Origin of the sequence: Streptomyces sp. NBC_01485 (assembly GCF_036227125.1) — a bacterium.
GTDB lineage: Bacteria > Actinomycetota > Actinomycetes > Streptomycetales > Streptomycetaceae > Streptomyces.
The window spans coordinates 6,443,632-6,468,409 of sequence record NZ_CP109435.1; the positions used below are offsets into that span (position 1 = coordinate 6,443,632).

Sequence of the window (24,778 nt, forward strand, 5' to 3'; positions counted from 1 at the left end):
GGCGGAACGCCAAGCCGACGGCGGAACGCCAAGCCGACGGCGGAACGCCGAGCCGACGACGCGACGTCGAGCCGACTGCGGAGCGCTGAGCCGACTGCGGAGCGTCGAGCCGATGGCGGAGTGATCGCGGAGAGGTGAAACGATTACTCGGCCAGTTCCTCCAGAAGTCTGGCGGTCGGCAGCCCCGCCCGCAGGTACTCCACGAACAACTCGTTGTGCAGGGCCCACGGCGAGCGCCGTGACCGTATCAGCCGGATCGCGTCCTCGACCGAGTGCCCCCGGTGCACCAGTGTGTGGGCGACGACCAGCCCGGACCGGTTGTAGCCGCTGTAACAGCGGACGAGGACCGTACGCCCCTCGTCCATCGCGTCGCCCGCGGCCTGCGCCAGCCGGATCACCCCGGCGAGCTGGGTGCCGTCCAGCGGCCCGTCCGGAATCGGCCACACCTGGTGCCGTACACCGGGATCGGGCCCGTACCCCTGCCGGGCCCGGGTCAGCGTCTGGACGAGATCGAACTCGCCCCGCACCACGGCGAGTTCCTGCTCCCCGGAGGGCCCCCGGAACTGGTGCCCGCCCATCCACAGGCCGGGCACGATCTCGCTCCACGGACGGTCCGGAACCGGTACGTCGGGTTGCTTCCCGCGAGTCCGCAACGGCGCCTCCCCAAACGCGCTGCCCAGTGCTTGCCCAACTCCCTTGGAGGGTAACCGCCGTAACCGCCTTCTTGCCCCCGGAGCACCCCGCCTGTTCCCATGGTCGTGGGGTGATGGTGCATGACCGGACTGCGCGTCATACCGACCTGGCGGCATGGCCAGGAGCGGCTCTACGTCTGTCTCACGGACGGCAGGAACATCGCCTGGTACGACCGTGAGACGGGCCGCGTCAACCTGCTCGGCGAGGCCCGCAGAGAGGACGTCCTCGAAGCCCTCGCCCCCTTCCTGACCGGCCCCGTCACGGTCGGCCCGCCCCCGGTGCCGACCCCCGCGGAACTGGCCCGCCTCACCCTCCACCCGGACGACGACCTGGCCCCCAACCGCCCCGGCGAGGCCCTCTTGGTCGCCCTGGACCGCGACCCGGGCCCCGCCCACCGCCTCCGCACCGACCCGCGCCGCCACGCCCTGGCGGCCGAGCAGACGGTCGGCGCGGCCCTGGACCACCTCGACGGCGCCGGCTGGCGCACCCTGCACTCCCTGCCTCTCCCCGGCGGCGACCGCGTCCACCACCTGACGATCGGCCCGGCAGGCCTGTTCGCGATCCACACCCTGTACACCCGCAAACAACGGGTCCGCATCGCCGACCCCATGGTCACCGTGGGCCGCCGCCCCCCGGAGCCCCTCCTCCGCCGCATCCGAGCAGACGCCGACCGGGCGTCCTACGCCCTGACAGCCGAGGTCCACCCGGTACTGGTCCTCGTAGCCCCCACGGACGTCTCCGTCCCCCTCCCTCCACGCGAACTCCAGGTCCTCATCGACACCACCCTCACCGACCTGACCCACCTGGGCGGAGTCCTCAAACCGGCAGACGTGGAGGCCCTCCACGCGATGGCGAGGGACCGGGGGACGTGGACGAGGGTGTGAGGACGCTTGTCAGCCCGTCCGGCGGCAAGTTTCAAAGGCGGCCCGGACACTTCAGCCCGTTGGGGGTCCCCCTCTGGGGGAGTTTGAGGACGAGGCCCTTTAGGCCAAGGCCGTGAAGTTACGGGCTGATCGTCGGCGTCAAGATGTTGATGCTGAGGGTGGCTTTGTAGGTGCGTCGGTCGACCTTGAGGCTTTTGTGTGCGTATCGGGACAGAGGTCGTTTCACTGCGCGGGGGCTGATGCGGAGGCGGCGGGCGGGCATGAGCTGGTCCAGGACGGCCCGTCCGATCGTTCCGACGAGGTCGATCACGGTGTCGGCGATGATGCCCGCGGCCTGGATGATCTGGTCGCGGGCGCATCGGAGCGCGACGCTGAAGCTGGCTCTGTCCGGGTCGGCTGCGGGTGTGGTCCCGGTGGCGTCGGCGATCGCGATCCGCAGGACCTGGTAAGCGCTCAGCAGGGCGTAGACCTCCTGGGTGATGCCGGCCCAGGTCTTGGAGCGCAGGACCCGGCGGCCCAGCATCGTTTTCTTGATCGCGAAGTAGGCGGATTCAATCACCCAAGCACACTGCACTTATGAATAGCCATCAGGAGGGTGAAGCGCCGATAATCGCACGTGAGGGTCTGTTGCGGCTGGTCGAGCTGGTCGAACGGCTGCGGGCCCGAGTTCGTGGGATGGAAGGCGAGTCGTCGTGGACGACGCAGGGGGCGGCTGCCCCAGAGCCAGGCCCGGCAGGTGCCGGGCGAGGAGACGTGGACGCTGCTGCCGCAGGTGAATCGCCAGGTGGCGGTGCGGTGGCTGGTGGTGCTGGCGGCCCGGAGGCTGGCCGCGATCCCGCCGGCGACTGGCGCGAGCGGTGAGGCGGTGCTGTCATGACGGCGTTGATGCCGTGGGAGCAGGTCTCGCGGAGCAAGGTGACGGACCGGGCGATCGCCAGACTCGCGGTGATCTACATTCGGCAGTCCTCCCGGCAGCAGGTTCTGGACCATCAGGAGTCGACCCGGCTGCAGTACGCCCTGGTGGACCGGGCGGTCGCGCTGGGCTGGTCGGCCGATCGGGTCATGGTCATCGATGAGGACCTGGGCAAGTCCGGTTCCAGCGCGGTGGCCCGCACCGGGTTCCAGCGGCTGGTCACCGAGATCGGGATGGACCACGTCGGCCTGGTGCTGGGCATCGAGATGTCGCGGCTGGCCCGCGCGGGCCGGGACTGGTACCAGCTCATGGAGTTGTGCGCGATCTCCGGGGCGTTGCTGGCCGACACCGATGGCGTCTACGACCCCGGCGAGTACAACGACAGGTTGCTGCTGGGTCTCAAGGGGACGCTGGCGGAGGCGGAACTCCACCTGATCAAGCAGCGGATGCAGGCCGGGCGGTTGAACAAGGCCCGCCGCGGCGAGCTGGCCGTGCCGCTGCCGATCGGCTACCTGCGCCGTCCCTCGGGCGAGGCCGTGCTCGACCCGGACGAGCAGGTCCAGACGGTGGTGCGGCTGGTCTTCGCCAAGTTCGCCGAGCTCACCACCTTGCACGCGGTGCTGCGCTGGCTGGTCGACCACGGCGTCGAGCTGGGGGTCCGGCTGCGGGGCGGTCCGGACAAGGGCGAGCTGGAGTGGCGCCGCCCGAACCGGATGACGTTGCAGTGCATGCTGCACAGCCCCGTCTACGCGGGAATCTACGCTTACGGGCGGCGGCGGGTCGAGGCCCGCCGCCAGCAGCCGGGCAGGCCGAGCACCGGACGGGTGGTGCGGGCCGAGGACGACTGGCTGGTTTTCATCCCCGGGATCCTGCCCGCCTACATCACCGAGGACCACTACCGGGCCAACCTGGCCCAGTTGGCCGCCAATGCCTCGCGCTCCGACGCCCGCGGCTCGCCCCGGGCCGGCTCCGCGCTGCTGTCGGGCCTGGCCCGGTGCGGTCTGTGCGGACGCAGGATGGCGGTGGGCTACCACGTGCGCGAGAGGGGAACGGTGCCCGAGTACCGCTGCGCGCGCCTGGCCGGCGACTACGGCGCCGCCGCACCCTGCCAGTCCCTGTCCGGGGCCTGCATCGACGCTTTCGTGACCGCCGCCGTGCTCCAGGCCCTGGCGCCGGCCGCGATAGAGGTCTCGCTGCGGGCGGCCGAGCAGGTGCAGGCCGACCGGGCCGCCCTGGAACAGATCTGGGCCCAGCGCCTGGAACGCGCCGCGATCACCGTGGACCGGGCCCGCCGCTGCTACCGCCTGGCCGAACCGGAGAACCGCCTGGTGGTACGGCAGTTGGAGAAGGACTGGGAACAGGCCCTGGCCGATCAGCAGCATTTGACCGAGGAGCACGACCGCGTCCTCGCCGCCCGCCCGCGCATCCTCACCGATGCCGAGCGCCACACCATTGCCACCCTCGCCCAGGACATCCCGGGCTTGTGGACGGCTCCCACCACGACGGACAAGGACCGCAAACAGATCGTCCGCGCGCTCGTCGAGGACATCACGCTCACCGTGCTGGGCACCAGCGAACGCGTCACGGTCACCATCACCTGGGCCGGCGGCCGCACCAGCAGCGGCGAATCCGTGCGCCCGGTCGCCCGACTGGACCAGCTCAGCTACTACCCCCAGCTGGTCGAGCGGCTGAGGGCCCTGCACGCGGCCGGCAGGACTCCCACGCAGATCGCCCGCCAGGTCGACGCCGAGGGCTTCCGCCCTCCCAAACGCAACGAGCACTTCGGCCCGGCCGGCATCGGCAACCTGCTGCGACGCCTCGGCTGCCACACCACCACCCCACAACCGGACCAGGCCCCCACCAGTCCTGACGCCCCCGGCGAACACGAATGGTGGCTCGCGGACCTCGCCCGCGCCCTGGACATGCCCGCCATCACTCTCTACACCTGGATTCAACGCGACTGGGTCACCTCACGCCGACAAGCCGAACCGCCCAGGCGGTGGATCATCAAAGCCGACCCCGACGATCTCGCCGAACTCCGCGAACGACGCAACCGCCCCCACGGCTACTACACCCGCCTACGCTGGACCGACCCACCCGAAGCAGAGCGAGACAACCAGGTTCACGCCGCCAACCCGCATATATGAGTGCACTGTGGTTGACACATCTCCACTTCCCACCGCTCGTGATACAGGCTGACCAGGTCGGATGCGGGGTATCGGTGGTGGTCGAGGAGGTTGGTGGCCAGTCGGTAGAGGCCGGTCCGGCGGCCCTGGCTGGTGGTGATGGTGATCTCGCACTCGATGATGCGGACCTCGATGCCGCCGAAGCGGGAGAGGTGGGAGCCGTCGTCGAAGCGGGCCAGGACCGGCGGTCTGCGGGCGGCCGAGACGCGGGCGAGGAAGGCGGCCTCGGTGGCGGCGACGGCGGCCAGGAACGTATTGCCGGAGAAGCCCCGGTCCAGTAACACGATCATGCCGTCGTGCAGCGAGCGCATCAGCCGCTTGCCGTAGACGGTCTCGCCGCTGGACCGGGAGCCGAAGGCGGCGTCCAGGACCGCGCGGGTGCCGCAGGCCACCAGCGCGGTCAGGCAGATCTGCGGGTAGCCGGAGGTCGCGTACTGGTTGGTGCTCTTGCCCAGACGGGCCCGGTGCGGCGGGCTGTCGGGGACGTCGAGGTAGGTGCCGTCGATCGCGACGGTCAGCAGCCCCTTGAAACGGGCGCCGACGGTACGGATCGCCGTGGCCGGCCCGCGCAACAGGTCGAACAGGGCCCGCATGGGGCGGACACCGAGACGGGCCCGGGCGCCCCAGAGCGCCGTGCCGGTGATCCTCGCGACCGGTATCGCCTCCAGACCGGCGGTGAGTTTGCGCCAGACGGCCAGGTAGCCGCAGTCCTCGAACAGGGCGGCGGCCAGCAGCAGGTAGACCACCACCCGGGCGGGGATCTTCCGCATTCGCTGCTGGACGGCGCCGGTCTCGGTGAGGGCCGCATCGACCATATCGAACGGGACGATCCGGGTGAGTTCCCCCAGGTGCCCGGGGGCGAACAAGCCCTTGGCTACCGTGATTTCACGCGTGATGACACACTGATCGGACAGCGGAGCCTCCGGTGCTGTGAACGGCTGTCTTGGTCGACTGCCAGTTCTACCGGGGCTCCGCTTCTCACGTCCTGAGTCACCGCAGATCAGCGCGTACTTGTCAGCGCCTCCGAAGCCGTAACTTCACGGCCTTGCCCTTTAGGCGCCGAAGCGGGGGCCTGGGGGCGGGGGCCCAGAGACGGGAGCCCCCAGAGACGGGAGCCCCCAGAGACGGGAGCCCAACCCGAACCCAAACCCGAGCTCACGCCAAGGCAGGCACCACCCCCGCCCGCCCCCCATCAAGCACAGGCGCCAACAGATCACCGAAATCCCGCACCCGAGCAGCAACATCCGACGCAAGAAACACGAACGCCCCCGCCTCCGCCCCCCGACACCCCTCGACCTCCCCCCACGTAACCGGCGCGGACACAGCCGGCTCGGCCCGGGCCCGCAACGTGTACGGCGTAGCCGTCGTCTTACGCGCCGCGTTCTGACTCCAGTCCACGAACACCTTCCCCGCCCGCAGACTGCGCGTCATCCGATGCACGACCAGCCGCGGCAACTCCCGCTCCGCCTCCACGGCCAGCCGCTTCGCATACTCCGTGACCCGTTCGGACGACGCCCCCCGCACCGCCGCCAGCACATGCAGCCCCTTCGCCCCGGACGTCTTCGGATACGCCTCGATCCCGTCCGCCGCCAGCCGCTCCCGCAGCCACACCGCGACCTCGCAGCACTCGACGACGGTCGCGGGCGCCCCAGGATCAAGATCGAAGACGAGCCGGTCGGCAACGGCCGGATCCTGCATCACCCACTGGGGCGTATGGAACTCGGTGACGAGGTTCGCCGCCCAGACCAGACTCGCCAGATCCTGCACGACGACCATCCGGGCCGGCCCCTCAGACCGGGGCACCTCGGCGGTGGTGACCCACTTGGGCGTCCCCGGCGGCACGTTCTTGGCGAAGAAGACCTGCCCGTCGGGCCCGTCCGGGTAGCGCAGCCAGGACAGCGGCCGGTCGCGCAGATGGGGGAGCAGGACGTCGGCGACGGTCGCGTAGTAGTGCAGGACCTCACCCTTGGTGAAGCCGGTCGCCGGATACAGCACCTTCTCCAGATTGCTGAGCGCGAGCCGCCGCCCCTCCACCTCGGTGATCGGCGTCATACGATGAGAATCACACGAAACGGTAAATACCACACACATCACCCATCCCGGAGGGTGCTGCACGTGAGATCCATATGGAACGGCGCCATCTCCTTCGGCCTGGTCAGCATCCCGATCAAGCTGGTGAACGCCACCGAGAGCCACTCGATCTCCTTCCGCCAGATCCACCTGGAAGACGGCGGCCGCATTCGCTACCGCAAGGTCTGCGAGCTGGACGAACGGGAAGTGACCTCGGCGGAGATCGGCAAGGGCTACGAGGACGCGGACGGCACGATCGTCCCGATCACCGACGAGGACCTGGCCCACCTCCCCCTCCCGACCGCGAAGACGATCGAGATCGTGGCCTTCGTCCCGGCCGACCGGATCGACCCGCTCCAGATGGACGCCGCGTACTACCTCCAGGCGGGCGGCGCCCCGGCCGCGAAGCCGTACACGCTGCTGCGCGAGGCCCTGAAACGCAGCCGCAAGGTGGCGATCGCGAAGTACGCCCTGCGCGGCCGCGAGCGTCTCGGCATGCTCCGTGTGGTCGGCGACGCGATCGCCATGCACGGCCTGCTCTGGCCGGACGAGGTCCGCGCCCCCGAGGGCGTCGCCCCGGACACGTCCGTCACCGTCCGCGACAAGGAACTCGACCTCGCGGACGCCCTGATGGACACCCTCGGCGAGGTCGACCTGGAGGACCTGCACGACGAGTACCGCGAGGCGGTGGAGGAGGTAGTGGCGGCGAAGGCGGCCGGCGAGACACCCCGCGAGACCCCGGCCCCGCCGTCCAGCGGCAAGGTGCTGGACCTGATGGCGGCCCTGGAGAAGAGCGTGCAGGCGGCGAAGGAGTCGCGGGGCGAGGAACCGGAGTCCCCGGCGGAGGGGGAACAAGCCGAGGTCAGACACCTACCCCAACGCAAGCAGTCCCGCACGGAGCCCAAGCAGACGACCGGCAAGAAATCGACGTCGACGGCGAAGTCCACCCAGGCCGCAAAGAAGACGACGGCGAAGAAGACCCTGCCTCAGAAGTCCCCGACGAAAAAAACCACAGCCAAGAAGACCACCACAAACAAGTCAACTACAGCAAAGAAAACACCAGCAAAGAAAACACCAGCAAAGAAAACAACCCCCCGCAAACGCACAGCCTGACCTCCCAAGCCCCGCCCACTCCCTCCGCCGCCCCACCGAGACGGGACGACATAGAAGGCGGCGGCGACGATCAGCACCGGTGGTCGAGCCCGCTGTACACGGCAGTGGGCAGCAACAGCCGTACGCCTCGCTGCCCCACCCACCCCGCGGCGGACGCCTCGAGCCCCCGGGCCCAGGACCCACCGGCGGCATACCCGCCGGCCAGAAGGACAACGGCAAGACCTGAAACCCCAGGGTCAGCCACTGCGTACAAGGCACCGTCGCCAGCAGTTCCGCCACGACGATCGCACCGTCCGGACGCCGGACCAGCCCGGTGATCGTCCAGTGCCCGAGCGCCACGAGCAGGGCGCGCGCCCAAAACACCCCGTCGACCCCGGACCCCCCTCACGCTGGTCCGATTCGAAGAGCTTCCGCGCCTGTCGTGTCGTGTCGTGCGGCACGGTCCCCGCGCCGTACGACACGACACGACAGGGTGCGTCAGAGGCGGGTGGTCATGAGCATCGGCTGCGGAAACGAATGCTCCGCATCGTGGGACGTGCCGCTGACCGTCACCTCACGCCCGGCGGCGGAGACTTTCCACGCCGAGTACGTCGTCCCGTCCGCGTTCGCCGGGAACCCCAGCGACGTCACGCGCGCGCCGGACACCCGCAGCGCATAGCCGCTGCGGGCGTCGACGGTCCGCCCGACGGCGACGATGCCGTCCTGCGTCGCGGCCACGCCGGTGAGAGAGCCGGCGTCGGCGGGCCCGTCCAAGCGCGTCCACGTCCGCCCGTTCCAGTGCATGATCAGCGCGTGGCCGCGGTCGTTCTCGTCCAGGAGCGTGCGTCCCGCCACCCACACGTCGCGCGGCCCGTTCGCGACGACGTCGTTGAACTCGCCGTACAGACCGCCGTACGGCGGTGTCGGCAGCGCGGTCCAGGAACGCCCGTCGTAGTGCAGGACGACCGGCCGGTCGTTCTCGCCGAAGCCGCTGCCGACCGCCCAGACGTCTCTCGGGCCGGACGCAGAGATCCCGTTGAGCGCCCAATTCCCGGACTGCTTGGGCAGGTTGACGCGCTTCCAGACGCGCCCGTCCCAGTGCTGGACGAGGCCCTCCTGGTGGTCGACGATCTGGGGCGGCCCGCCATCCGGATCGGGGATCCGCTCGTCGAGAGCCTGCGTCCAGCCCGCCGCCCACACGTTGCCCGGCGCGACCGCGTCGATGCTCAGCAGGCCGCCGCTGAGGGAGTTCTCCGGCATGGCCGCAGGCTTGACCCGCCACGAACGCCCGTCCCAATGCTGCGTCATGACCGGCTCGCCCTCGCCGTTGGCGTCACCGACCAACCATGCGTCCCGGGCCGAGGTCGCCGCGAGGGCGTTGACCCGGCCGACAGCCCCGGGCGCGGTCGGCATCTCGGTCCACGGCCCGCCGCGCCGGTCGTCGTGCGTGTAGAGGACGGGCATGAACGAGTCGCCGTCATCCTCCTGAACCAGCCGGAACCCGGCCGTCCACGTGGTGTGCGCGTCGGGTCTGACCGAACCGCTCAGGACGGCGTCACTGCCAGGCAGCTTGGCGGCGCTCCAGTGCGGCGCCCCCGCGCCGGACGCGGGGTCCGCCACGGCGGTTGCGGGCAGGCCCCCGCCGATGACGAGCGCGGATATGGCGCCTATAAGTAACGATCGGGATCGTACGCCGCAAACCATGTCGCATTCTCCAGACCCGGGGCGAGATACCCCGTCCCCGGTAGTACGCCGAATCAGTCGGCCCAGGTTGCATCCTGCGCCGACTCAGCGTCCCGGGTCACACCAAAAGCGACGAAAAACGGCCAACGAGCACCTTCAGGCGGCACACCAACTGCCATACCTGCCCAAGGAAGTTCCCCATCTGCGACACCAGCCCCCCGGACACCAACTGAGCAGAACCCCGCCCCCCTGCGACGCTCAGCCCACCGCGCCAAGCAGGCCGGCGAGCACCTTCACCCCTGCCCCTGGCTCCGCCCGCGCGAAATGCCTCGCCGGCCAGAGGAGTCAGGTCGTCAGTTTCGGCACTCCCACCACGGACCCGGCACACACGAGGTACATGGAAGCCAAAGACGAGTGCATTGGGCTCCCCTTCGAGCTCAAACCCGGCGAGAGCGGTGCTCTGATGGTCAGGTGCTGCCGGTCAGGGCTCGCCTGCGGCGGAGGTGTCGTCGGGCCGCTTTGACCGGTGCAGGCGCCCGTCGTTTGCAGGCGCCCGTCGTTGGCTCTGACTCGTACCGCTGTGAAGCGCTGGAGTCAGATCTTGATGACGGTGGCACGTCGACCGCACAGGGCGGTGAGATCCTCCGGGTCGGATGTGAGCAAGGTGACGGGGGTGTGGGCGGCGAGGGCGGTAGCGCTGAGCATGGCGTCGACGGCGTACTTGTGGCCGTGCAGGCCAGCGTCGGCGAGGAGAGCGGCTGCGTGGCGGGCGATGGCCTCGGTGACGGGTTCGACGACAAGTCGGGACAGCGTCCACTCCAGGGCCGGTCGGTTGATCCGAGGGTGGACCACCTCGACAAGGGTTGCCGCAGAAGTGATTACCCGCAGGTCGTCGGCGCGGGCAAGGGCGAGCCAGCCGGTGACGGTGCGGTCACGCAGGACAGCCTTGGCCAGCCCTTCACTGTCGAGGACCAGGGTGCCGCCCGGGATGGCGGGGGAGCGGGTCATGCGGCGTTCGCCCCGCCTTGCGTCTGCTCCTGGCGGGCCTGGTGGAGCTGATCGCGTAGGGCCTGGATCTCCTCGTCGGTGACGGGTCCGTGCTCGGCCTCGGCGACCTGGACGATTTCGTTGAGGTTGTCGCGTTCGATCTGGCGGGCCACAGCGGCGGCTACATAGGCGGACAGCCCAGAGGGGCCGCTGCGGGCCTTGGCCGCTTCTGCGATGTCGCGTGGCATCGTGATCGAGTACTTGCCGGTGGTCTCGGTCATGCTACTTATCCTACCTCTCATCCTCTAGCTCTAGTCGGAGAGCGGCTCGGCGGGGCGAGTCGCCGCATGGCTCGGCTTCTTGCGCAGTTGCGCTCTGCCTGACGGGCTGTCCGAGCTCCCCGGGGGCGACTGTCCGGCGGCGCTCGTGGGCGAGCGTGGGCCCCGGTGGCTGAGGCGCCGGCGCGGATGCCTTTCCCGCCGTCCCGGCGCCGCCGACGGGAACGTCAGAAGCGAGCTAGCATCTAAGTAAGATTCAATCTACGTAATATCGAATCTATGTTTCATGGATGCTGGGAATGGGGCGCTGATGGAGTTCAAGGGCAGGTCTGCTGATCTGGATCAGCTGGCTCGGCAGCTGGGCCTGGTGGTCGGCGGTACGGGCGCCACGCGTGGTCAGGCTGTGATCGTGACGGGGCGGCGCCGGGTGGGCAAGTCTCGTCTGGTCCAGGAGTTCTGCGACCGTTCCGGGCTTCCGTACGTGGTTTTCCAGGCGACCCGGGGGCGCAACGCCGTGGCCGAGCGGGCGGACTTCGCCGCAACGCTGGCGCATTCCGCTCTGCCCGGGGCTGAGCTGGTGGCCGGGTTGCAGGCCGCCGACTGGAACCAGGCACTGCGTTCCCTGGCGGTCGCGGTTCCGGACGATGCCCCGAGTATCGCGGTGCTCGACGAGGTGCCGTGGCTGGTGGAGCAGGACGGGGAGTTCGAGGGGGCGCTGCAGACGGTCTGGGACCGGCACCTGTCCGCCAAGCCGGTCCTGTTGATTCTGGTCGGCAGTGACATGTCGGTGATGGAGGCGCTGCAGTCCTATGGGCGCCCGTTCTTCGGACGGGCGGCCAAGATGACCGTACAGCCGCTGCATCTGGCCGATGTGCAGGCGATGACTGGTCTTGACGCGGCGGAAGCGGTGGACGCGCTGCTGATCACCGGAGGGTTCCCGGAGATCGTTCAGTCCTGGTGGCCAGGGATGGGCCGCAGAGACTTCCTGCGCGAGGCTGTGGCCAACCCGCTTGCGCCGCTGTTGGTGGCGGGCGAGCTGTCGCTGCTGGGGGAGTTTCCTGAGGCGTCCCACTCGCGCGCGGTCCTGGAAGCGGTTGGCAGTGGCGAGCGGACCTTCTCCACCATTGCCGCACAGGCCGGCGGTGCGGGCGCGCTGCCCTCGGGCACGCTGTCTCCGCTGTTGAACACGCTCCTGGCCAAGCGGGTCCTGGCCGCTGACCTGCCGCTCTCGGTGAAGGCGGACAGCAAGAACAAGCGCTATCGCGTCGCCGATCCGTATCTCCGGTTCTGGCTGGCTTTCCTGCAGCGCGGGATTCCGCTCATCGAGCGTGGCCGCGGTGATCTGGCGCTGGAGCGCATTGAGCGGTCGTGGACGACTTGGCGGGGCCGGGCCGTCGAGCCGGTCGTCCGCGAGTCGCTGCTGCGGCTGCTGCCCGACGAGATGTGGCCGCAGACAGAGGCGATCGGCGGCTGGTGGAACCGGCAGAACAACCCTGAGATCGACCTGATCGGAGCCGACCGTGAACCCGTCGCAGGGCAGGTTCACTTCATCGGCTCGGTGAAGTGGTTGGAGTCGCAGCCGTTCGGCCGGCGTGAGTACGACGCCCTGGTGCGGGACATGCTCGCCGTGCCCGGCGCCGAGCCGGGCACGGCGCTGGTGGCGGTGTCCCGTTGTGGTGTTGAGGACGATCTGCCTCTTGCGGCGCACTGGGGTCCGGAGGACCTTGTTCGTGCCTGGCGGTAGTCAGGGAAACCGCCAGGGTGGTCATGGTGATGTACCTGCCTCGGGCGCCCAGTGGCAGTAGGCATCGACCATCCTCTGAGAACCTTCCGGGTATCGAAGCCCATACGCGTGTGGACGCTTCCGTATTTCCCCAGGGGAAAGTTCGCGTAATTCCCTACCCTCTCGTCTCGTCGGTGTCATGTGACGGAGGGCTTGCCGGGCTTGCTGGTGGGGTTCTTGGGCCGCTTGTTCGGGCGGTAGCTGGGTCCGTTCATGATGACTTGGTGGCTGGTGTTGATCAGCCGGTCCAGGAGGGACTCGGCGACGACGGGGTTGGGGAAGAGCGGATACCAGTCGCTGGGCGCCCGGTTGCTGATGATGATCAGGGACCGGCCCTGCCGCTCGGAGACGAGTTCGTAGAGGTCGTCGGCCTGGGCTGCGCCGAGTTGGCGCATCGCGAAGTCGTCGAGGATGAGCACGTCGGGACGTACCAGCTCACGCAGGCGTTTGTCCCAGGTGCGGTCCGCGTGGCCGCCGGCCAGTTCGGCGAGGATCCGGCTGGCCTTGGCGAAGCGGACGTGGGCGCCCTGACGGACCGCGAGGTGCCCGAGGGCCTGGGCGACGTGCGTCTTGCCGACCCCGACGGGACCGAACAGAATGACCGACTCGCCCGCATGCAGCCAGCGCAGGGCGCCGAGGTCGCGGATCTGGGCGGCGGGCAGTTTCGAGGAGGCGGTGAAGTCGAACTCCTCCAGGGTGACCTGTTGCTCGAACTTCGCCCGGTGCAGGCGCCGTTGGAAGGCGACGGTCTCGCGGCGGGTGATCTCGTCCTGGCAGAGGACCTGGAGGAAGTCGAGGTGGCCGAGTTCGCTGACAACTTCCGCGCGAAGCTGCTCCGGGCTGCGCAAAGGGCGAGGCATTCGACACGGAAACCGGTCTGCCGGACTCTATGGCGCCGATCAAAGAGTCCCTCACCTGGTACGACTTCGCGCGGGCGTACGTCGCCATGAAATGGCCGCATGCTGCACCGAACTCCCGCGACAGCCCGAACGAGACGATGACGCTCGTCACGACTCAACTGCTGGGGGACCGGCCAGGCCGTCCGGCAGACGACGTGTTGCGGCGGGCTCTGCGCGGCGGGGCCTTCGTCGTCCAGACCCCGGACGAGGAGGCCCCGCCGGTGGACATCGCCAACGCCCTCCGATGGGTGGCCAAAGCCTCGCTGCCGCTGACGACGCTCAAGAACCCGGCAGACATCCGCAGCGTCCTCGACTCGCTCAAGCTCACCGTTGCTGGTGCTCCGGCCGCCGCCGAGACGGTGCGGCGCAAGCGGGCTGTCCTCTTCAACTCCCTGGCCTACGCGGTCGAGCTGGGGGAGCTCCCGAAGAACCCGGTCACGCTCGTGAAGTGGAAGCTGCCCAAGGTCACCAAGGAAGTAGACCGCCGAGTCGTGGTGAACCCCCGGCAGGCGGCTGAGCTTCTGGGCGCGGTCTCGTGCGTCGGTGGGTACCGCCGGGCCCGTGGGCTCTGACTCGTCGCACTCTTCGCCTGCATGTACTTCGGTGGGCTGCGGCCGGCGGAAGCCGTGGCTCTGCGCCGTCCGGACTGCACGCTGCCGGACAAGGGGTGGGGTTCGCTGATCCTGGAGAAGTCCAGCCCCACTGTCGGGAAGCGCTGGACCGGGACCGGGGAGGTGCACGACAACCGCGGCCTCAAGAATCGACCCGCCAACGAGACCCGTATCGTTCCGGCTCCGCCCCGCTTGGTCCGCATGCTCCTCGCGCACATCAAGGAGTTCGGCACGGCCAAGGACGGCCGGCTGTTCGCCAACGAACGCGGGGGAGTGGTCGCCTCCACCACGTACTGGCGTGTCTGGGACGAGGCGCGGCACCTGGCGCTCACTCCCGATCAAGTGGCCTCACCGCTGGCCGCTCGGCCGTACGACCTACGGCACGCCGCGCTCTCCTCCTGGCTCAATGCGGGCGTTGATCCCACCGAGGTCGCGGAGCGCGCGGGCACCAGCGTTGAAGTGCTCCTGAGCCGGTACGCCAAGTGCCTCGACGGTCGGCAGGACGTCGCCAACCGTCGGATCGCTGAACTCCTCGGCGAGGATGCCGGCCAGGAGGACGTGCCCGGCGATGGGACCTGATCCACGCACCCCTCACGCACACCTGCGGCATGATGGCCCCTGGACTACGGTCCAGGGGCCTCGGCGTTTTCTGGGGCTGACCTGCGGATTCTGGCCCTGCGGCCAGTCCACGCATAGTCCACAGCACCCGACATACGGCCGCTCCGAGCGGCACACGCCTGCACATACGCCAAGACCCCGTCCTCAGCGAAAGCGCTGGTGGCGGGGTCTTTGGGCACCTCGTGCAAGGTGCCCCCGGCAGGATTCGAACCTGCGCACACGGCTCCGGAGGCCGTTGCTCTATCCCCTGAGCTACGGGGGCGTGTCGGTCGTGAGGTGTTGCTCGCGGCGACGGACAGAACACTACCAGCTCGTTCGGGGTGTTCATGAACGGGTTTCCGTGGGGGGTGGAGGTCGCCCGCACGGGGTGGAAGTGGGGAAAACCCGGACGCGGCGGCCGGTCCCGACCTACTCTCGAGTTGTGTCGGGCGCGTCGGGCCGGGTGCTTGTTGTGGACGACAACAAGGTCATCCGGCAACTGATCAGGGTCAATCTCGAGCTGGAGGGCCTCGAGGTCGTGACCGCGTCCGATGGTGTCGAGTGTCTGGATGTCGTTCATCAGGTACGGCCCGATCTCGTCACCCTCGATGTCGTCATGCCCCGGCTGGACGGTCTGCGCACCGCCGCTCGGTTGCGTGCCGACCCGCTGACGCATGATCTTCCCCTTGCCATCATCAGCGCCTGTACGCCGTACGAGGTCGAGGCCGGCCTCGAAGTCGGCGTCGACGCGTTTCTCGCCAAGCCCTTCGATCCCGCCGAACTCGTCTCCGTCGTGCGGAAGTTGATGGAGCGGGGGAGGGGAGCGGACGGAGGAGGGGGTGGGGTGCGGCCTGGCCGTGTTCTTCCTGCCCGTCCCTGCCCAACCCGTCCCTGTCCGTAGGCGGCGAGTGAGGGGCGCCGGCCGACAGGCGCCCGCACCGGCCGTCCACCGGGGAGCGGGTCGGACCTCGGCTTCGGCGTCCATATCCCGGAATCCCGGAGCCTCCTCCAAACCGGCTCGCCTACCCACCCCCCTCCTCCCCTACGCTTGTCCCGTGACCCCCGTCGAGCTCTCCCGTACCGTGCTGCGCGCGGTGCGTCGTGCTGTGGACGCCGGGGAGCTCAGCGTGGCCGTTCCTGCGCGGGCGGTGGTCGCGCCGCCGGGGCCCGGAGGGCGGGGGGACTACGCCACCGGCATCGCCCTGCAGCTCGCCCGGCCGGCCGGGCAGCCTTCGCTTCGGGTCGCCGAGGTTCTTCGCCCCTACCTGGCTGGTGCCGAGGGCGTTTCCGAGGTCGAGATCACCGGGCCCGGGTTCCTCAACATCAGCCTTGACGGTTCCGCCGCCTCCGCACTCGTCCGGCGGATCCAGCGCGAGGGCCTGCGGTACGGGCACACCGACAGCCTCGCCGGACAGGTCTTCGCGGTGCGTGTGCCGTACGAAGTGCGGGCCGAGGTCATCGCCGACGCGCTCGCGCGGATCATCGCGACGCAGGGCGGCCGCGTCGACGTCAGTCACGACGTCAGTCACGACGTCAGCCACGATGTCAATCACGACGTCAGCCACGGCATCGGCCACGACGTCAGCCACGGCATCGGCCACGACGTCAGCCACGACGTCAGTCATGGTGCGAGCCACGGCAAGAACCACAGCCACGGCGAGCCCATCCCCCTCCGGCCCGCCGCCACCCCCCGGCCCGCCACCTCCCAGCCGGCCACCCTTCACACCGTCACGCCCCCGCCCGTCACCCTTCACACCGCCACCCCCCAGCCGGCCACCCCTCGCCCCCCCATCACCCTCCGCCCCGTCCCCCCTCCCGAGGATCCCGCTCCCCTCGGGCTCGACGCCGCCCGCTGGGCCCTGCTTCATCCCGCGCCGCACGACCGGCCGCGCATCAGCGCCGATCATCTGGTCCAGCGTGAGGGGAACCCTCTCTTCCGGGTCCGTTACGCGCATGCCCGTGCCCGGGCCGTGTGCCGTAACGCCGCCGATCTCGGGTTCGCCGCGCAGCCCGGCCCCGTGTCGCCGGACGCTGGTGATCTCGTCGCCCTGCTCGCGGACCATCCCCGCGTCCTCGCCACGGCCGTGGCAGTCACCCTCCCGAGCCCGCCGCCCGGCCCGCTACTCAGCCCGCCGCCCAGCCCGCAGGGGACACTCGTCCTCGCCCTCGACCCCTCCGCCCCCTCCCGCCTCACCCGTCACCTTCTCGCCCTGGCCGACGCCACCCTCGTCCTCCTCCCCGCCGTCCTTCCCCGTGGTGAGGAGAAACCCTTGGCCGCCCACCGTGCCCGGCTCGCGCTTGCCGAAGCCGCCGGGGTGGTGCTGGCCGGTGGCCTGTCCCTGCTCGGCATCGACGCACCCGACCACCTCTGAGAGAGCACGCCCAGATGAGCCGTTCCGCCCACCCCGCCGGGCCCCGTCACGCCGACGTCCTTCCCGAGGGGCATTACTCCGCGCCGCCCGCCGACCTCAACACGCTCGACCCGAAGGTCTGGGCGCGGACCGTGACCCGTGACGCCGACGGTGTGGTCACCGTCGGCGGTGTCGACGTCGCCTCGCTCGCCGAGCAGCACGGCACCCCCGCCTACATCCTCGACGAGACCGACTTCCGGGACCGCGCCCGTGCCTGGCGTACCGCCTTCGGGCCGGACGCCGACGTCTTCTACGCAGGAAAGGCGTTCCTGTCGCGGGCCGTCGTGCGGTGGCTGCACGAGGAGGGGCTCAACCTCGACGTCTGCTCGGGCGGCGAGCTCGCCACCGCGCTCTCCGCCGGCATGCCCGCCGACCGCATCGCCTTCCACGGCAACAACAAGTCCACGGACGAGATCCACCGGGCCGTCGACGCCGGTGTCGGGCGGATCGTCCTCGACTCGTTCCAGGAGATCGTGCGGGTCGCGCACATCGCGCAGTCCCTCGGCAAGCGGCAGCGCGTGCAGATCCGTATCACCGTCGGCGTCGAGGCGCACACGCACGAATTCATCGCCACCGCCCACGAGGACCAGAAGTTCGGCATTCCGCTCGCCGGAGGACAGGCCGCCGAAGCCGTACGCCGCGCCCTTCAGCTCGACGGGCTCGAACTCATCGGGATCCACTCGCACATCGGGTCGCAGATCTTCGACATGTCCGGGTTCGAGGTCGCCGCGCACCGCGTCGTCGGACTGCTCAAGGACATTCGCGACGAGCATGGCGTCGAACTGCCCGAGATCGACCTCGGCGGCGGCCTCGGCATCGCCTACACCAGCGGCGACGACCCCCGCGAGCCGCACGAGATCGCCAAGGCGCTCACCGAGATCGTCACCCGCGAATGCGACGCGGCCAGGCTGCGCACGCCCCGGATCTCCGTCGAGCCCGGGCGGGCCATCGTCGGGCCGACCGCCTTCACGCTCTACGAGGTCGGCACCATCAAGCCGCTCGACGGGCTGCGGACGTACGTCTCCGTCGACGGCGGCATGTCGGACAACATCCGGACCGCGCTGTACGACGCCGAGTACAGCGTCGCCCTCGTCTCCCGCACCTCCGACGCCCCGCCGATGCTCGCCCGTGTGGTCGGCAAGCACTGCGAGAGCGGGGACATCGTGGTCAAGGACGCGTTCCTGCCCTCCGACCTGGCACCGGGTGACCTGATCGCCGTACCCGCCACGGGCGCGTACTGCCGGTCCATGGCCAGCAACTACAACCACGTGCTGCGCCCGCCGGTCGTCGCCGTGCGCGAAGGGGAGTCGCGCGTCATCGTGAGGCGGGAGACCGAGGACGATCTGCTGCGGCTCGACGTCGGATAGGGATACCCGAAAGGGCACATTCGAATGGGCACACCGAAAGGGCGGAAGATCTCCTGTCTGCCGCCCCCGGGGAAATGAAATAGATGTCTCACGATCCGGACCGGGGATAGAAACTCCGGTCCGGTGAGTGAGACTGGGTCAACCGGAAACTGTCGTAGACGGTATGAGGAAACGAGGTCGGATGATGCGTACGCGTCCGCTGAAGGTGGCGCTGCTGGGCTGTGGAGTGGTCGGCTCAGAGGTGGCGCGCATCATGACGACGCACGCCGACGACCTCGCCGCGAGGATCGGCGCCCCTGTGGAGCTCGCGGGCGTCGCCGTCCGACGGCCCTCCAAGGTCCGGGACGGCATCGACCCCGCCCTCGTCACCACCGACGCCACCGCCCTCGTCAAACGCGGCGACATCGACGTCGTCGTCGAGGTCATCGGCGGCATCGAGCCCGCTCGTACGCTCATCACCACCGCCTTCGAGTACGGCGCCTCCGTCGTCTCCGCGAACAAGGCGCTCCTCGCGCAGGACGGCGCCGCGCTGCACGCCGCCGCCGAGGAGCACGGCGAGGACCTGTACTACGAGGCCGCCGTCGCCGGTGCCATCCCGCTGATCCGGCCGCTGCGCGAGTCCCTCGCCGGCGACAAGGTGAACCGGGTGCTCGGCATCGTCAACGGCACCACCAACTTCATCCTCGACAAGATGGACTCCACCGGCGCCGGGTATCAGGAGGCCCTCGACGAGGCCACCGCCCTGGGGTACGCCGAGGCCGACCCCACCGCCGACGTCGAGGCCTTCGACGCCGCCGCCAAGGCCGCCATCCTCGCCGGGATCGCCTTCCACACGCGCGTGCGCCTCGACGACGTCTACCGCGAGGGCATGACCGAGGTGACGGCGTCCGACTTCGCCTCCGCCCGGGCGATGGGCTGCACCATCAAACTGCTCGCCATCTGTGAGCGGGCCGCCGACGGCGGGTCGGTCACCGCCCGCGTGCACCCCGCGATGATTCCGCTGACCCACCCGCTCGCCTCCGTGCGCGGCGCCTACAACGCCGTGTTCGTGGAGTCGGACGCGGCCGGGCAGCTCATGTTCTACGGCCCCGGCGCCGGCGGTGCTCCCACCGCCTCCGCCGTGCTCGGCGACCTCGTCGCCGTCTGCCGCAACCGGCTCAGCGGGGCAACGGGGCCCGGCGAGTCGGCGTACGCCGCCCTGCCGGTGTCGCCCATGGGCGATGTCGTCACCCGCTACCACATCAGCCTCGACGTGGCCGACAAACCTGGCGTACTCGCCCAGGTGGCGACCGTCTTCGCTGAGCACGGGGTGTCGATCGATACCGTTCGGCAGCAGGGCAACAACGGCGAGGCCTCTCTCGTCGTCGTCACCCACCGCGCGTCCGACGCCTCCCTGACCGGGACCGTCGAGGCGCTGCGCAAGCTCGACACCGTGCGGGGTGTCGCAAGCATCATGCGGGTTGAAGGAGAGTAACCAGCAATGACCCACCAGTGGCGCGGAATCATCGAGGAGTACCGGGACCGGCTTCCGGTGTCCGACAGCACGCCGGTCGTGTCGCTCCGTGAGGGCGGCACGCCCCTCGTGCCCGCGCAGGTGCTCTCCGAGCGCACGGGCTGCGAGGTCCACCTCAAGGTGGAGGGCGCCAACCCGACCGGGTCCTTCAAGGACCGCGGGATGACCATGGCCATCACGCGGGCCAAGGAGGAGGGCGCGCAGGCAGTCATCTGTGCCTCCACGGGCAACACCTCTGCCTCCGCCGCCGCGTACGCCGTGCGCGCCGGGATGGTCTGCGCCGTCCTCGTCCCGCAGGGCAAGATCGCGATCGGCAAGATGGGCCAGGCCCTCGTGCACGGCGCGAAGATCCTCCAGGTCGACGGCAACTTCGACGACTGCCTCACGCTCGCCCGTGCGCTGAGCGACAACTACCCGGTGGCGCTGGTCAATTCGGTCAACCCGGTGCGCATCGAGGGCCAGAAGACGGCCGCGTTCGAGATCGTGGACATGCTGGGCGACGCCCCCGACATCCACGTCCTGCCGGTCGGCAACGCGGGCAACATCACCGCGTACTGGAAGGGGTACAAGGAGTACGCCGCCGACGGCATCGCCGCGCAGAAGCCCCGTATGTGGGGCTTCCAGGCATCCGGCAGTGCCCCGATCGTGCGCGGCGAGGTCGTCAAGGACCCGTCGACGATCGCCACCGCCATCCGCATCGGCAACCCCGCCTCCTGGAAGTTCGCGCTGGCGGCGCGGGAGGAGTCCGGCGGCTTCATCGACGAGGTGACGGACCGTGAGATCCTGCGCGCCTACCGGCTGTTGGCCGCGCAGGAGGGCGTCTTCGTGGAGCCCGCGTCCGCCGCGTCGGTGGCCGGTCTGCTGAAGGCCGCCGAGCAGGGCAAGGTCGACCCGGGGCAGCGGATCGTCTGCACGGTCACCGGAAACGGCCTGAAGGACCCCGACTGGGCTGTCGCCGGAGCCCCGCAGCCGGTCACCGTCCCGGTCGACGCGGCCACGGCGGCCGCCCGCCTCGGTCTGGCCTGAGCGGCGGCACGCAGGCGGGACACCCGAACCCGACCGGGTGATCCCCGTATACCGGCTGATCCCGTACCGGGTAATCCCTGTAAGGGGTGCACGGGGGGCTTACGACACGCATCGTGCGCCTCCTGTGCGCCCTATGTCGCGGCAGAACCTTCCTTCGATAGGCTGTACTGAACCCGCCCGCCGCATATGCCGCGGTGCCGGTGTCGGTGCCGCGTCGTCACCGCGTCGCCGGCGGGCCTCAAGGGTCCTCACACACCTAATTCAGGGTCCTCACCCACCCATCGCATGTCATTCGACAGTCCCCGCAGCTCAAGGAGAGTCATCGCGAGATGGCCGGTCCCGCCTTCCGTGCCGCCCCCGTCCGGGTGCGCACCCCCGCCACCAGCGCCAACCTCGGCCCGGGCTTCGACGCCTTCGGCCTCGCGCTGGGGCTCTACGACGACGTCGTCGTCCGGGTGGCCGACTCCGGGCTGCACATCGACATCGCGGGGGAGGGCAGCGAGACGCTCCCGCGCGACGAGAAGCACCTCCTCGTCCGCTCCCTGCGCACCGCCTTCGACGTCCTGGGCGGCCAGCCGCGCGGCCTGGAGATCGTCTGCGCCAACCGCATCCCGCACGGCCGGGGCCTCGGCTCCTCCTCCGCCGCGATCTGCGCCGGCATCGTCGCCGCGCGCGCGGTGACCATAGGCGGCGAGAGCAGGCTCGACGACGCCGCGCTGCTGGAACTCGCGACCGAGATCGAGGGCCACCCGGACAACGTCGCGGCCTGCCTGCTGGGCGGGTTCACGCTGTCCTGGATGGAGTCGGGCGCCGCGCGGGCGATCAGGATGGAGCCCGCAGATTCCATCGTTCCGGTGGTTTTCGTGCCCGGAAAGCCGGTCCTCACCGAGACCGCGCGCGGTCTGCTCCCGCGCTCCGTGCCGCACGTCGACGCCGCCGCCAACGCAGGCCGGGCCGCCCTGCTCGTCGAGGCCCTCACCCGGCGCCCCGAACTGCTGCTGCCCGCCACCGAGGACCGGCTGCACCAGGAGTACCGCGCACCGGCGATGCCGGAGAGCGCGGCGCTCGTGGAGCGGCTGCGCGCCGACGGGATCCCCGCGGTGATCTCCGGCGCCGGACCCACCGTGATGGCGCTGGCCGACGCGGGCACGGCCGACAAGATCGAGGCTGCGGCAGGTGCGGAGTGGGCCGCGAACCGCCTGGCCCTGGACCTGCGGGGGGCGAACGTACTGCCGCTCGCGCCCGCCGGCGACCTTTGACAGCGCGCGGTTGCCGGATTTCGAGAGGGGGAATGTTTGTTGGATCCGGTAGTGTTAACCTCAAGTCTGCACCCGACCCCACCACGGCGAGGTGCTTCGTGTCCCCCTTCGGGACAGACATTCTTCCGGGAGCTCCCCAAGCCGCACTGCGTTCCGTACGTCGTACCTGGGCAGTACGCCGTGCAGCGGCGCTGAGCGGTCCACAGGTGGGGGTCCCCCCTCTGGGGGAGCTCCGGAATCGGTGCGACCACGCCACGTGACACTGAGTGTCACGGCTCGTCGAGGAAGCGCCATCACCAGCACATCACTCTTCCGCCGTTTAGGCGGACAGCCGCCCCGGCTTCGCCACAGCAAGGACCGAAGCCGGACAGCACAACCGGTCGCCGAGCCAGACAGGCCGACGTCCGCTCCAGGGAAGGACCCTTCGTGAGCGACACCACCGATCTGATGGGCGCACGTGTCGAGGAGACCGCTGCCGCGCCCTCCACGGACGCCTCCGCGCCTGCCACCGGTGCCGGCTCCCGGCGGCGCCGCGGTACCGGCCTCGACGGCATGGTGCTGGCAGAGTTGCAGCAGGTCGCCTCGGGCCTCGGCATCAGGGGCACCGCGCGGATGCGCAAGAGCCAGCTGATCGAGGTCATCAAGGAGGCGCAGGCCGGAAGCGGCAGCGCCCCGGCGAAGGCCGCGGCTCCCGCCGAGGACGCCGCCGAGACCAAGCCCAAGCGCCGCGCCACCTCCAAGGCCCGTACGGGCGACGCCGCCGAGAAGAAGGCGGACGCCGCCCCGGCCGAGGCCCCCGCCGAGAAGGCCGTGGCCCAGCAGCAGATCGAGATCCCCGGCCAGCCGGCCAGCAACGACGCCCCCGTCGAGCGCCGTCGCCGCCGTGCGACCGCAGAGGCGGGCAGCCCGGAGACGGTCACCGCCGAGGCGAAGAGCGCCGCGAGGGCCGAGACGCCCGCCCCGGCGCAGACCGAGGCCCAGGCACAGCCGCAGGGCGACGCCAGGAACGACGACGGCGCCGAGGGCCGCCGCCGCGACCGCCGGGAGCGCGGTCGTGAGCGCGGGGAGCGCGGCGGCGAGCGTGCCGACCGCGGTGACCGTCGCAAGGGCGACGACCAGCCGGGTGGCCAGGGCCAGCAGCGCGGTGGCCAGCAGCAGGACCGTCAGCAGCAGCGCGGCCAGCAGCAGGAGCGTCAGCAGCGCGACGCCGGCCCGCGTGACAACGGCCCGCGGGCCGATGAGGACGGGGACGACTTCGACGGCGGCCGTCGTGGCCGTCGCGGCCGCTACCGCGACCGCCGTGGCCGCCGCGGGCGTGACGAGATCGGCGCCCCCGAGCCTCAGGTCGCCGACGACGACGTCCTGATCCCCGTCGCGGGCATCCTGGACATCCTCGACAACTACGCGTTCATCCGGACCTCCGGCTACCTGCCGGGCCCGAACGACGTGTACGTGTCCCTCGCCCAGGTCCGCAAGAACGGTCTGCGCAAGGGCGACCACGTCACCGGCGCGGTCCGTCAGCCCAAGGACGGCGAGCGGCGCGAGAAGTTCAACGCGCTGGTCCGCCTCGACTCGGCGAACGGGATGGCGGCCGAATCCGGGCGCGGGCGCCCGGAGTTCAACAAGCTGACCCCGCTCTACCCGCAGGACCGCCTCCGCCTGGAGACGGACCCGGGCGTGCTGACCACCCGGATCATCGACCTCGTGTCGCCGATCGGCAAGGGCCAGCGCGGTCTGATCGTGGCCCCGCCGAAGACCGGCAAGACCATGATCATGCAGGCGATCGCCAACGCGATCACGCACAACAACCCCGAGTGCCACCTGATGGTCGTCCTGGTCGACGAGCGTCCGGAAGAGGTCACCGACATGCAGCGGTCGGTCAAGGGCGAGGTCATCTCCTCGACCTTCGACCGCCCGGCCGAGGACCACACCACGGTCGCCGAGCTCGCCATCGAGCGCGCCAAGCGACTGGTGGAGCTGGGCCACGACGTCGTCGTCCTGCTCGACTCGATCACGCGTCTGGGCCGTGCGTACAACCTCGCCGCCCCGGCCTCCGGCCGCATCCTGTCCGGTGGTGTCGACTCGACGGCCCTCTACCCGCCGAAGCGCTTCTTCGGTGCGGCCCGCAACATCGAGGACGGCGGTTCGCTGACCATCCTCGCCACCGCGCTGGTCGACACCGGGTCCCGCATGGACGAGGTGATCTTCGAGGAGTTCAAGGGCACCGGCAACATGGAGCTCAAGCTCGACCGGAAGCTCGCCGACAAGCGCATCTTCCCGGCGGTGGACGTCGACGCGTCCGGTACCCGTAAGGAAGAGATCCTGCTCGGCAACGACGAGCTCGCCGTCACCTGGAAGCTGCGCCGGGTGCTGCACGCGCTCGACCAGCAGCAGGCGATCGAGCTGCTCCTCGACAAGATGAAGCAGACGAAGTCGAACGGCGAGTTCCTGATGCAGATCCAGAAGACGACTCCGTCGCCGGGCAACAACGACTGACGCCTGACGACCGACGCCTGACGTCGACTC

General features: G+C 70.0%; 22 protein-coding genes and 1 tRNA gene. 14 read left to right on the plus strand and 9 right to left on the minus strand.

The window, feature by feature from the left end; translation table 11 throughout:
• Positions 1 to 143 precede the first annotated feature (143 nt).
• On the minus strand, positions 144 to 653 hold the full coding sequence (locus OG352_RS29255; protein ID WP_329221018.1) for a protein-tyrosine phosphatase family protein: 510 nt from the start codon (positions 651 to 653) through the stop codon (positions 144 to 146).
• 120 nt (positions 654 to 773) lie between these two features.
• Between OG352_RS29255 and OG352_RS29260 the strand changes: the two genes are divergently transcribed.
• Positions 774 to 1,577, plus strand: a complete 804-nt coding sequence (locus OG352_RS29260) for an NERD domain-containing protein (protein WP_329221019.1) — start codon at positions 774 to 776, stop codon at positions 1,575 to 1,577.
• A 118-nt stretch (positions 1,578 to 1,695) separates the two neighbouring features.
• Here the strand turns inward: OG352_RS29260 and OG352_RS29265 are convergent, their stop codons facing one another.
• Positions 1,696 to 2,136 (minus strand): hypothetical protein, encoded by a 441-nt coding sequence (locus tag OG352_RS29265; RefSeq protein ID WP_329218857.1) that lies wholly within the window; start codon positions 2,134 to 2,136, stop codon positions 1,696 to 1,698.
• 57 nt (positions 2,137 to 2,193) lie between these two features.
• Here OG352_RS29265 and OG352_RS29270 point away from each other — a divergent pair, with 57 nt between their 5' ends.
• The gene (locus OG352_RS29270; protein ID WP_329218855.1) at positions 2,194 to 2,454 is read left to right on the plus strand and encodes a hypothetical protein; all 261 of its coding nucleotides are present in this window, start codon (positions 2,194 to 2,196) and stop codon (positions 2,452 to 2,454) included.
• On the plus strand, positions 2,451 to 4,637 hold the full coding sequence (locus tag OG352_RS29275; RefSeq protein WP_329218853.1) for a recombinase family protein: 2,187 nt from the start codon (positions 2,451 to 2,453) through the stop codon (positions 4,635 to 4,637). Before OG352_RS29270 ends, OG352_RS29275 begins: the two co-directional genes overlap by 4 nt.
• Here OG352_RS29275 and OG352_RS29280 read toward each other — a convergent pair.
• On the minus strand, positions 4,613 to 5,542 hold the full coding sequence (locus OG352_RS29280) for an IS4 family transposase (RefSeq protein WP_329218851.1): 930 nt from the start codon (positions 5,540 to 5,542) through the stop codon (positions 4,613 to 4,615). The genes OG352_RS29275 and OG352_RS29280 overlap by 25 nt on opposite strands.
• 289 nt (positions 5,543 to 5,831) lie before the next feature.
• A complete protein-coding gene (gene ligD, locus OG352_RS29285; RefSeq protein WP_329221021.1) occupies positions 5,832 to 6,728 on the minus strand; it encodes a non-homologous end-joining DNA ligase in 897 nt (298 codons plus the stop codon).
• 63 nt (positions 6,729 to 6,791) lie between these two features.
• Here ligD and ku point away from each other — a divergent pair, with 63 nt between their 5' ends.
• Positions 6,792 to 7,859, plus strand: coding sequence for a non-homologous end joining protein Ku (ku, locus tag OG352_RS29290; RefSeq protein WP_443072370.1), 1,068 nt, complete (start codon positions 6,792 to 6,794; stop codon positions 7,857 to 7,859).
• Positions 7,860 to 8,336: 477 nt separating this feature from the next.
• Here ku and OG352_RS29295 read toward each other — a convergent pair whose 3' ends face one another.
• The 3 genes from OG352_RS29295 to OG352_RS29305 form a co-directional block, all read right to left on the minus strand.
• Positions 8,337 to 9,458 carry a hypothetical protein gene (locus OG352_RS29295; protein ID WP_329221023.1) on the minus strand — a complete coding sequence of 374 codons (1,122 nt, stop codon included), beginning with the start codon at positions 9,456 to 9,458 and terminating at the stop codon, positions 8,337 to 8,339.
• 657 nt (positions 9,459 to 10,115) lie between these two features.
• Positions 10,116 to 10,529, minus strand: a complete 414-nt coding sequence (locus tag OG352_RS29300) for a PIN domain-containing protein (RefSeq protein ID WP_329221024.1) — start codon at positions 10,527 to 10,529, stop codon at positions 10,116 to 10,118.
• The gene (locus tag OG352_RS29305) at positions 10,526 to 10,789 is read right to left on the minus strand and encodes a CopG family transcriptional regulator (RefSeq protein WP_329221025.1); all 264 of its coding nucleotides are present in this window, start codon (positions 10,787 to 10,789) and stop codon (positions 10,526 to 10,528) included. The genes OG352_RS29300 and OG352_RS29305 overlap by 4 nt, the downstream gene beginning before the upstream one ends.
• Before the next feature lie 307 nt (positions 10,790 to 11,096).
• Between OG352_RS29305 and OG352_RS29310 the strand changes: the two genes are divergently transcribed.
• Complete coding sequence (locus OG352_RS29310; RefSeq protein ID WP_329221027.1) at positions 11,097 to 12,530, plus strand: ATP-binding protein; 1,434 nt, start codon at positions 11,097 to 11,099, stop codon at positions 12,528 to 12,530.
• 176 nt (positions 12,531 to 12,706) lie between these two features.
• On the opposite strand, the gene istB is transcribed toward OG352_RS29310, so the two are convergent.
• Positions 12,707 to 13,429: an IS21-like element helper ATPase IstB gene (istB, locus tag OG352_RS29315; RefSeq protein ID WP_329221028.1), complete on the minus strand. Its 723-nt coding sequence runs from the start codon at positions 13,427 to 13,429 to the stop codon at positions 12,707 to 12,709.
• A gap of 29 nt (positions 13,430 to 13,458) precedes the next feature.
• Here istB and OG352_RS29320 point away from each other — a divergent pair, with 29 nt between their 5' ends.
• Complete coding sequence (locus OG352_RS29320; RefSeq protein WP_329221029.1) at positions 13,459 to 14,040, plus strand: hypothetical protein; 582 nt, start codon at positions 13,459 to 13,461, stop codon at positions 14,038 to 14,040.
• A gap of 21 nt (positions 14,041 to 14,061) precedes the next feature.
• Positions 14,062 to 14,658, plus strand: coding sequence for a hypothetical protein (locus OG352_RS29325; RefSeq protein ID WP_329221030.1), 597 nt, complete (start codon positions 14,062 to 14,064; stop codon positions 14,656 to 14,658).
• Between the two features lie 229 nt (positions 14,659 to 14,887).
• On the opposite strand, the gene OG352_RS29330 is transcribed toward OG352_RS29325, so the two are convergent.
• A tRNA-Arg gene (locus OG352_RS29330) sits at positions 14,888 to 14,959 on the minus strand.
• Between the two features lie 111 nt (positions 14,960 to 15,070).
• Here OG352_RS29330 and OG352_RS29335 point away from each other — a divergent pair.
• From OG352_RS29335 to rho, 7 genes are all read left to right on the plus strand, one after another.
• Positions 15,071 to 15,577 (plus strand): response regulator, encoded by a 507-nt coding sequence (locus tag OG352_RS29335; protein ID WP_329224012.1) that lies wholly within the window; start codon positions 15,071 to 15,073, stop codon positions 15,575 to 15,577.
• Positions 15,578 to 15,731: 154 nt separating this feature from the next.
• Positions 15,732 to 17,048: an ArgS-related anticodon-binding protein NrtL gene (nrtL, locus tag OG352_RS29340; protein ID WP_329221032.1), complete on the plus strand. Its 1,317-nt coding sequence runs from the start codon at positions 15,732 to 15,734 to the stop codon at positions 17,046 to 17,048.
• Positions 17,049 to 17,062: 14 nt separating this feature from the next.
• Positions 17,063 to 18,454 carry a diaminopimelate decarboxylase gene (gene lysA / locus OG352_RS29345; protein ID WP_329221034.1) on the plus strand — a complete coding sequence of 464 codons (1,392 nt, stop codon included), beginning with the start codon at positions 17,063 to 17,065 and terminating at the stop codon, positions 18,452 to 18,454.
• A gap of 184 nt (positions 18,455 to 18,638) precedes the next feature.
• Entirely contained in the window at positions 18,639 to 19,928 is a 1,290-nt protein-coding gene (locus OG352_RS29350) for a homoserine dehydrogenase (RefSeq protein ID WP_329224013.1), read from the plus strand.
• A 6-nt stretch (positions 19,929 to 19,934) separates the two neighbouring features.
• Complete coding sequence (thrC, locus tag OG352_RS29355; protein WP_329221035.1) at positions 19,935 to 20,993, plus strand: threonine synthase; 1,059 nt, start codon at positions 19,935 to 19,937, stop codon at positions 20,991 to 20,993.
• A 329-nt stretch (positions 20,994 to 21,322) separates the two neighbouring features.
• A complete protein-coding gene (gene thrB, locus OG352_RS29360) occupies positions 21,323 to 22,252 on the plus strand; it encodes a homoserine kinase (protein WP_329221038.1) in 930 nt (309 codons plus the stop codon).
• 426 nt (positions 22,253 to 22,678) lie between these two features.
• Entirely contained in the window at positions 22,679 to 24,748 is a 2,070-nt protein-coding gene (gene rho, locus OG352_RS29365) for a transcription termination factor Rho (RefSeq protein WP_329221039.1), read from the plus strand.
• Positions 24,749 to 24,778 lie beyond the last annotated feature (30 nt).

What these genes read in the sequence shown, in the direction of transcription:
- OG352_RS29260 (WP_329221019.1), top strand. Translation starts at nt 774, where the DNA reads ATGACCGGACTGCGCGTCATACCGACCTGGCGGCATGGCCAGGAGCGG.
- OG352_RS29275 (WP_329218853.1), top strand. Translation starts at nt 2,451, where the DNA reads ATGACGGCGTTGATGCCGTGGGAGCAGGTCTCGCGGAGCAAGGTGACG.
- ligD (WP_329221021.1), bottom strand. Translation starts at nt 6,728, where the DNA reads ATGACGCCGATCACCGAGGTGGAGGGGCGGCGGCTCGCGCTCAGCAAT.
- OG352_RS29300 (WP_329221024.1), bottom strand. Translation starts at nt 10,529, where the DNA reads ATGACCCGCTCCCCCGCCATCCCGGGCGGCACCCTGGTCCTCGACAGT.
- OG352_RS29305 (WP_329221025.1), bottom strand. Translation starts at nt 10,789, where the DNA reads ATGACCGAGACCACCGGCAAGTACTCGATCACGATGCCACGCGACATC.
- OG352_RS29310 (WP_329221027.1), top strand. Translation starts at nt 11,097, where the DNA reads ATGGAGTTCAAGGGCAGGTCTGCTGATCTGGATCAGCTGGCTCGGCAG.
- istB (WP_329221028.1), bottom strand. Translation starts at nt 13,429, where the DNA reads ATGCCTCGCCCTTTGCGCAGCCCGGAGCAGCTTCGCGCGGAAGTTGTC.
- OG352_RS29320 (WP_329221029.1), top strand. Translation starts at nt 13,459, where the DNA reads ATGGCGCCGATCAAAGAGTCCCTCACCTGGTACGACTTCGCGCGGGCG.
- OG352_RS29325 (WP_329221030.1), top strand. Translation starts at nt 14,062, where the DNA reads ATGTACTTCGGTGGGCTGCGGCCGGCGGAAGCCGTGGCTCTGCGCCGT.
- lysA (WP_329221034.1), top strand. Translation starts at nt 17,063, where the DNA reads ATGAGCCGTTCCGCCCACCCCGCCGGGCCCCGTCACGCCGACGTCCTT.
- OG352_RS29350 (WP_329224013.1), top strand. Translation starts at nt 18,639, where the DNA reads ATGCGTACGCGTCCGCTGAAGGTGGCGCTGCTGGGCTGTGGAGTGGTC.
- thrC (WP_329221035.1), top strand. Translation starts at nt 19,935, where the DNA reads ATGACCCACCAGTGGCGCGGAATCATCGAGGAGTACCGGGACCGGCTT.
- thrB (WP_329221038.1), top strand. Translation starts at nt 21,323, where the DNA reads ATGGCCGGTCCCGCCTTCCGTGCCGCCCCCGTCCGGGTGCGCACCCCC.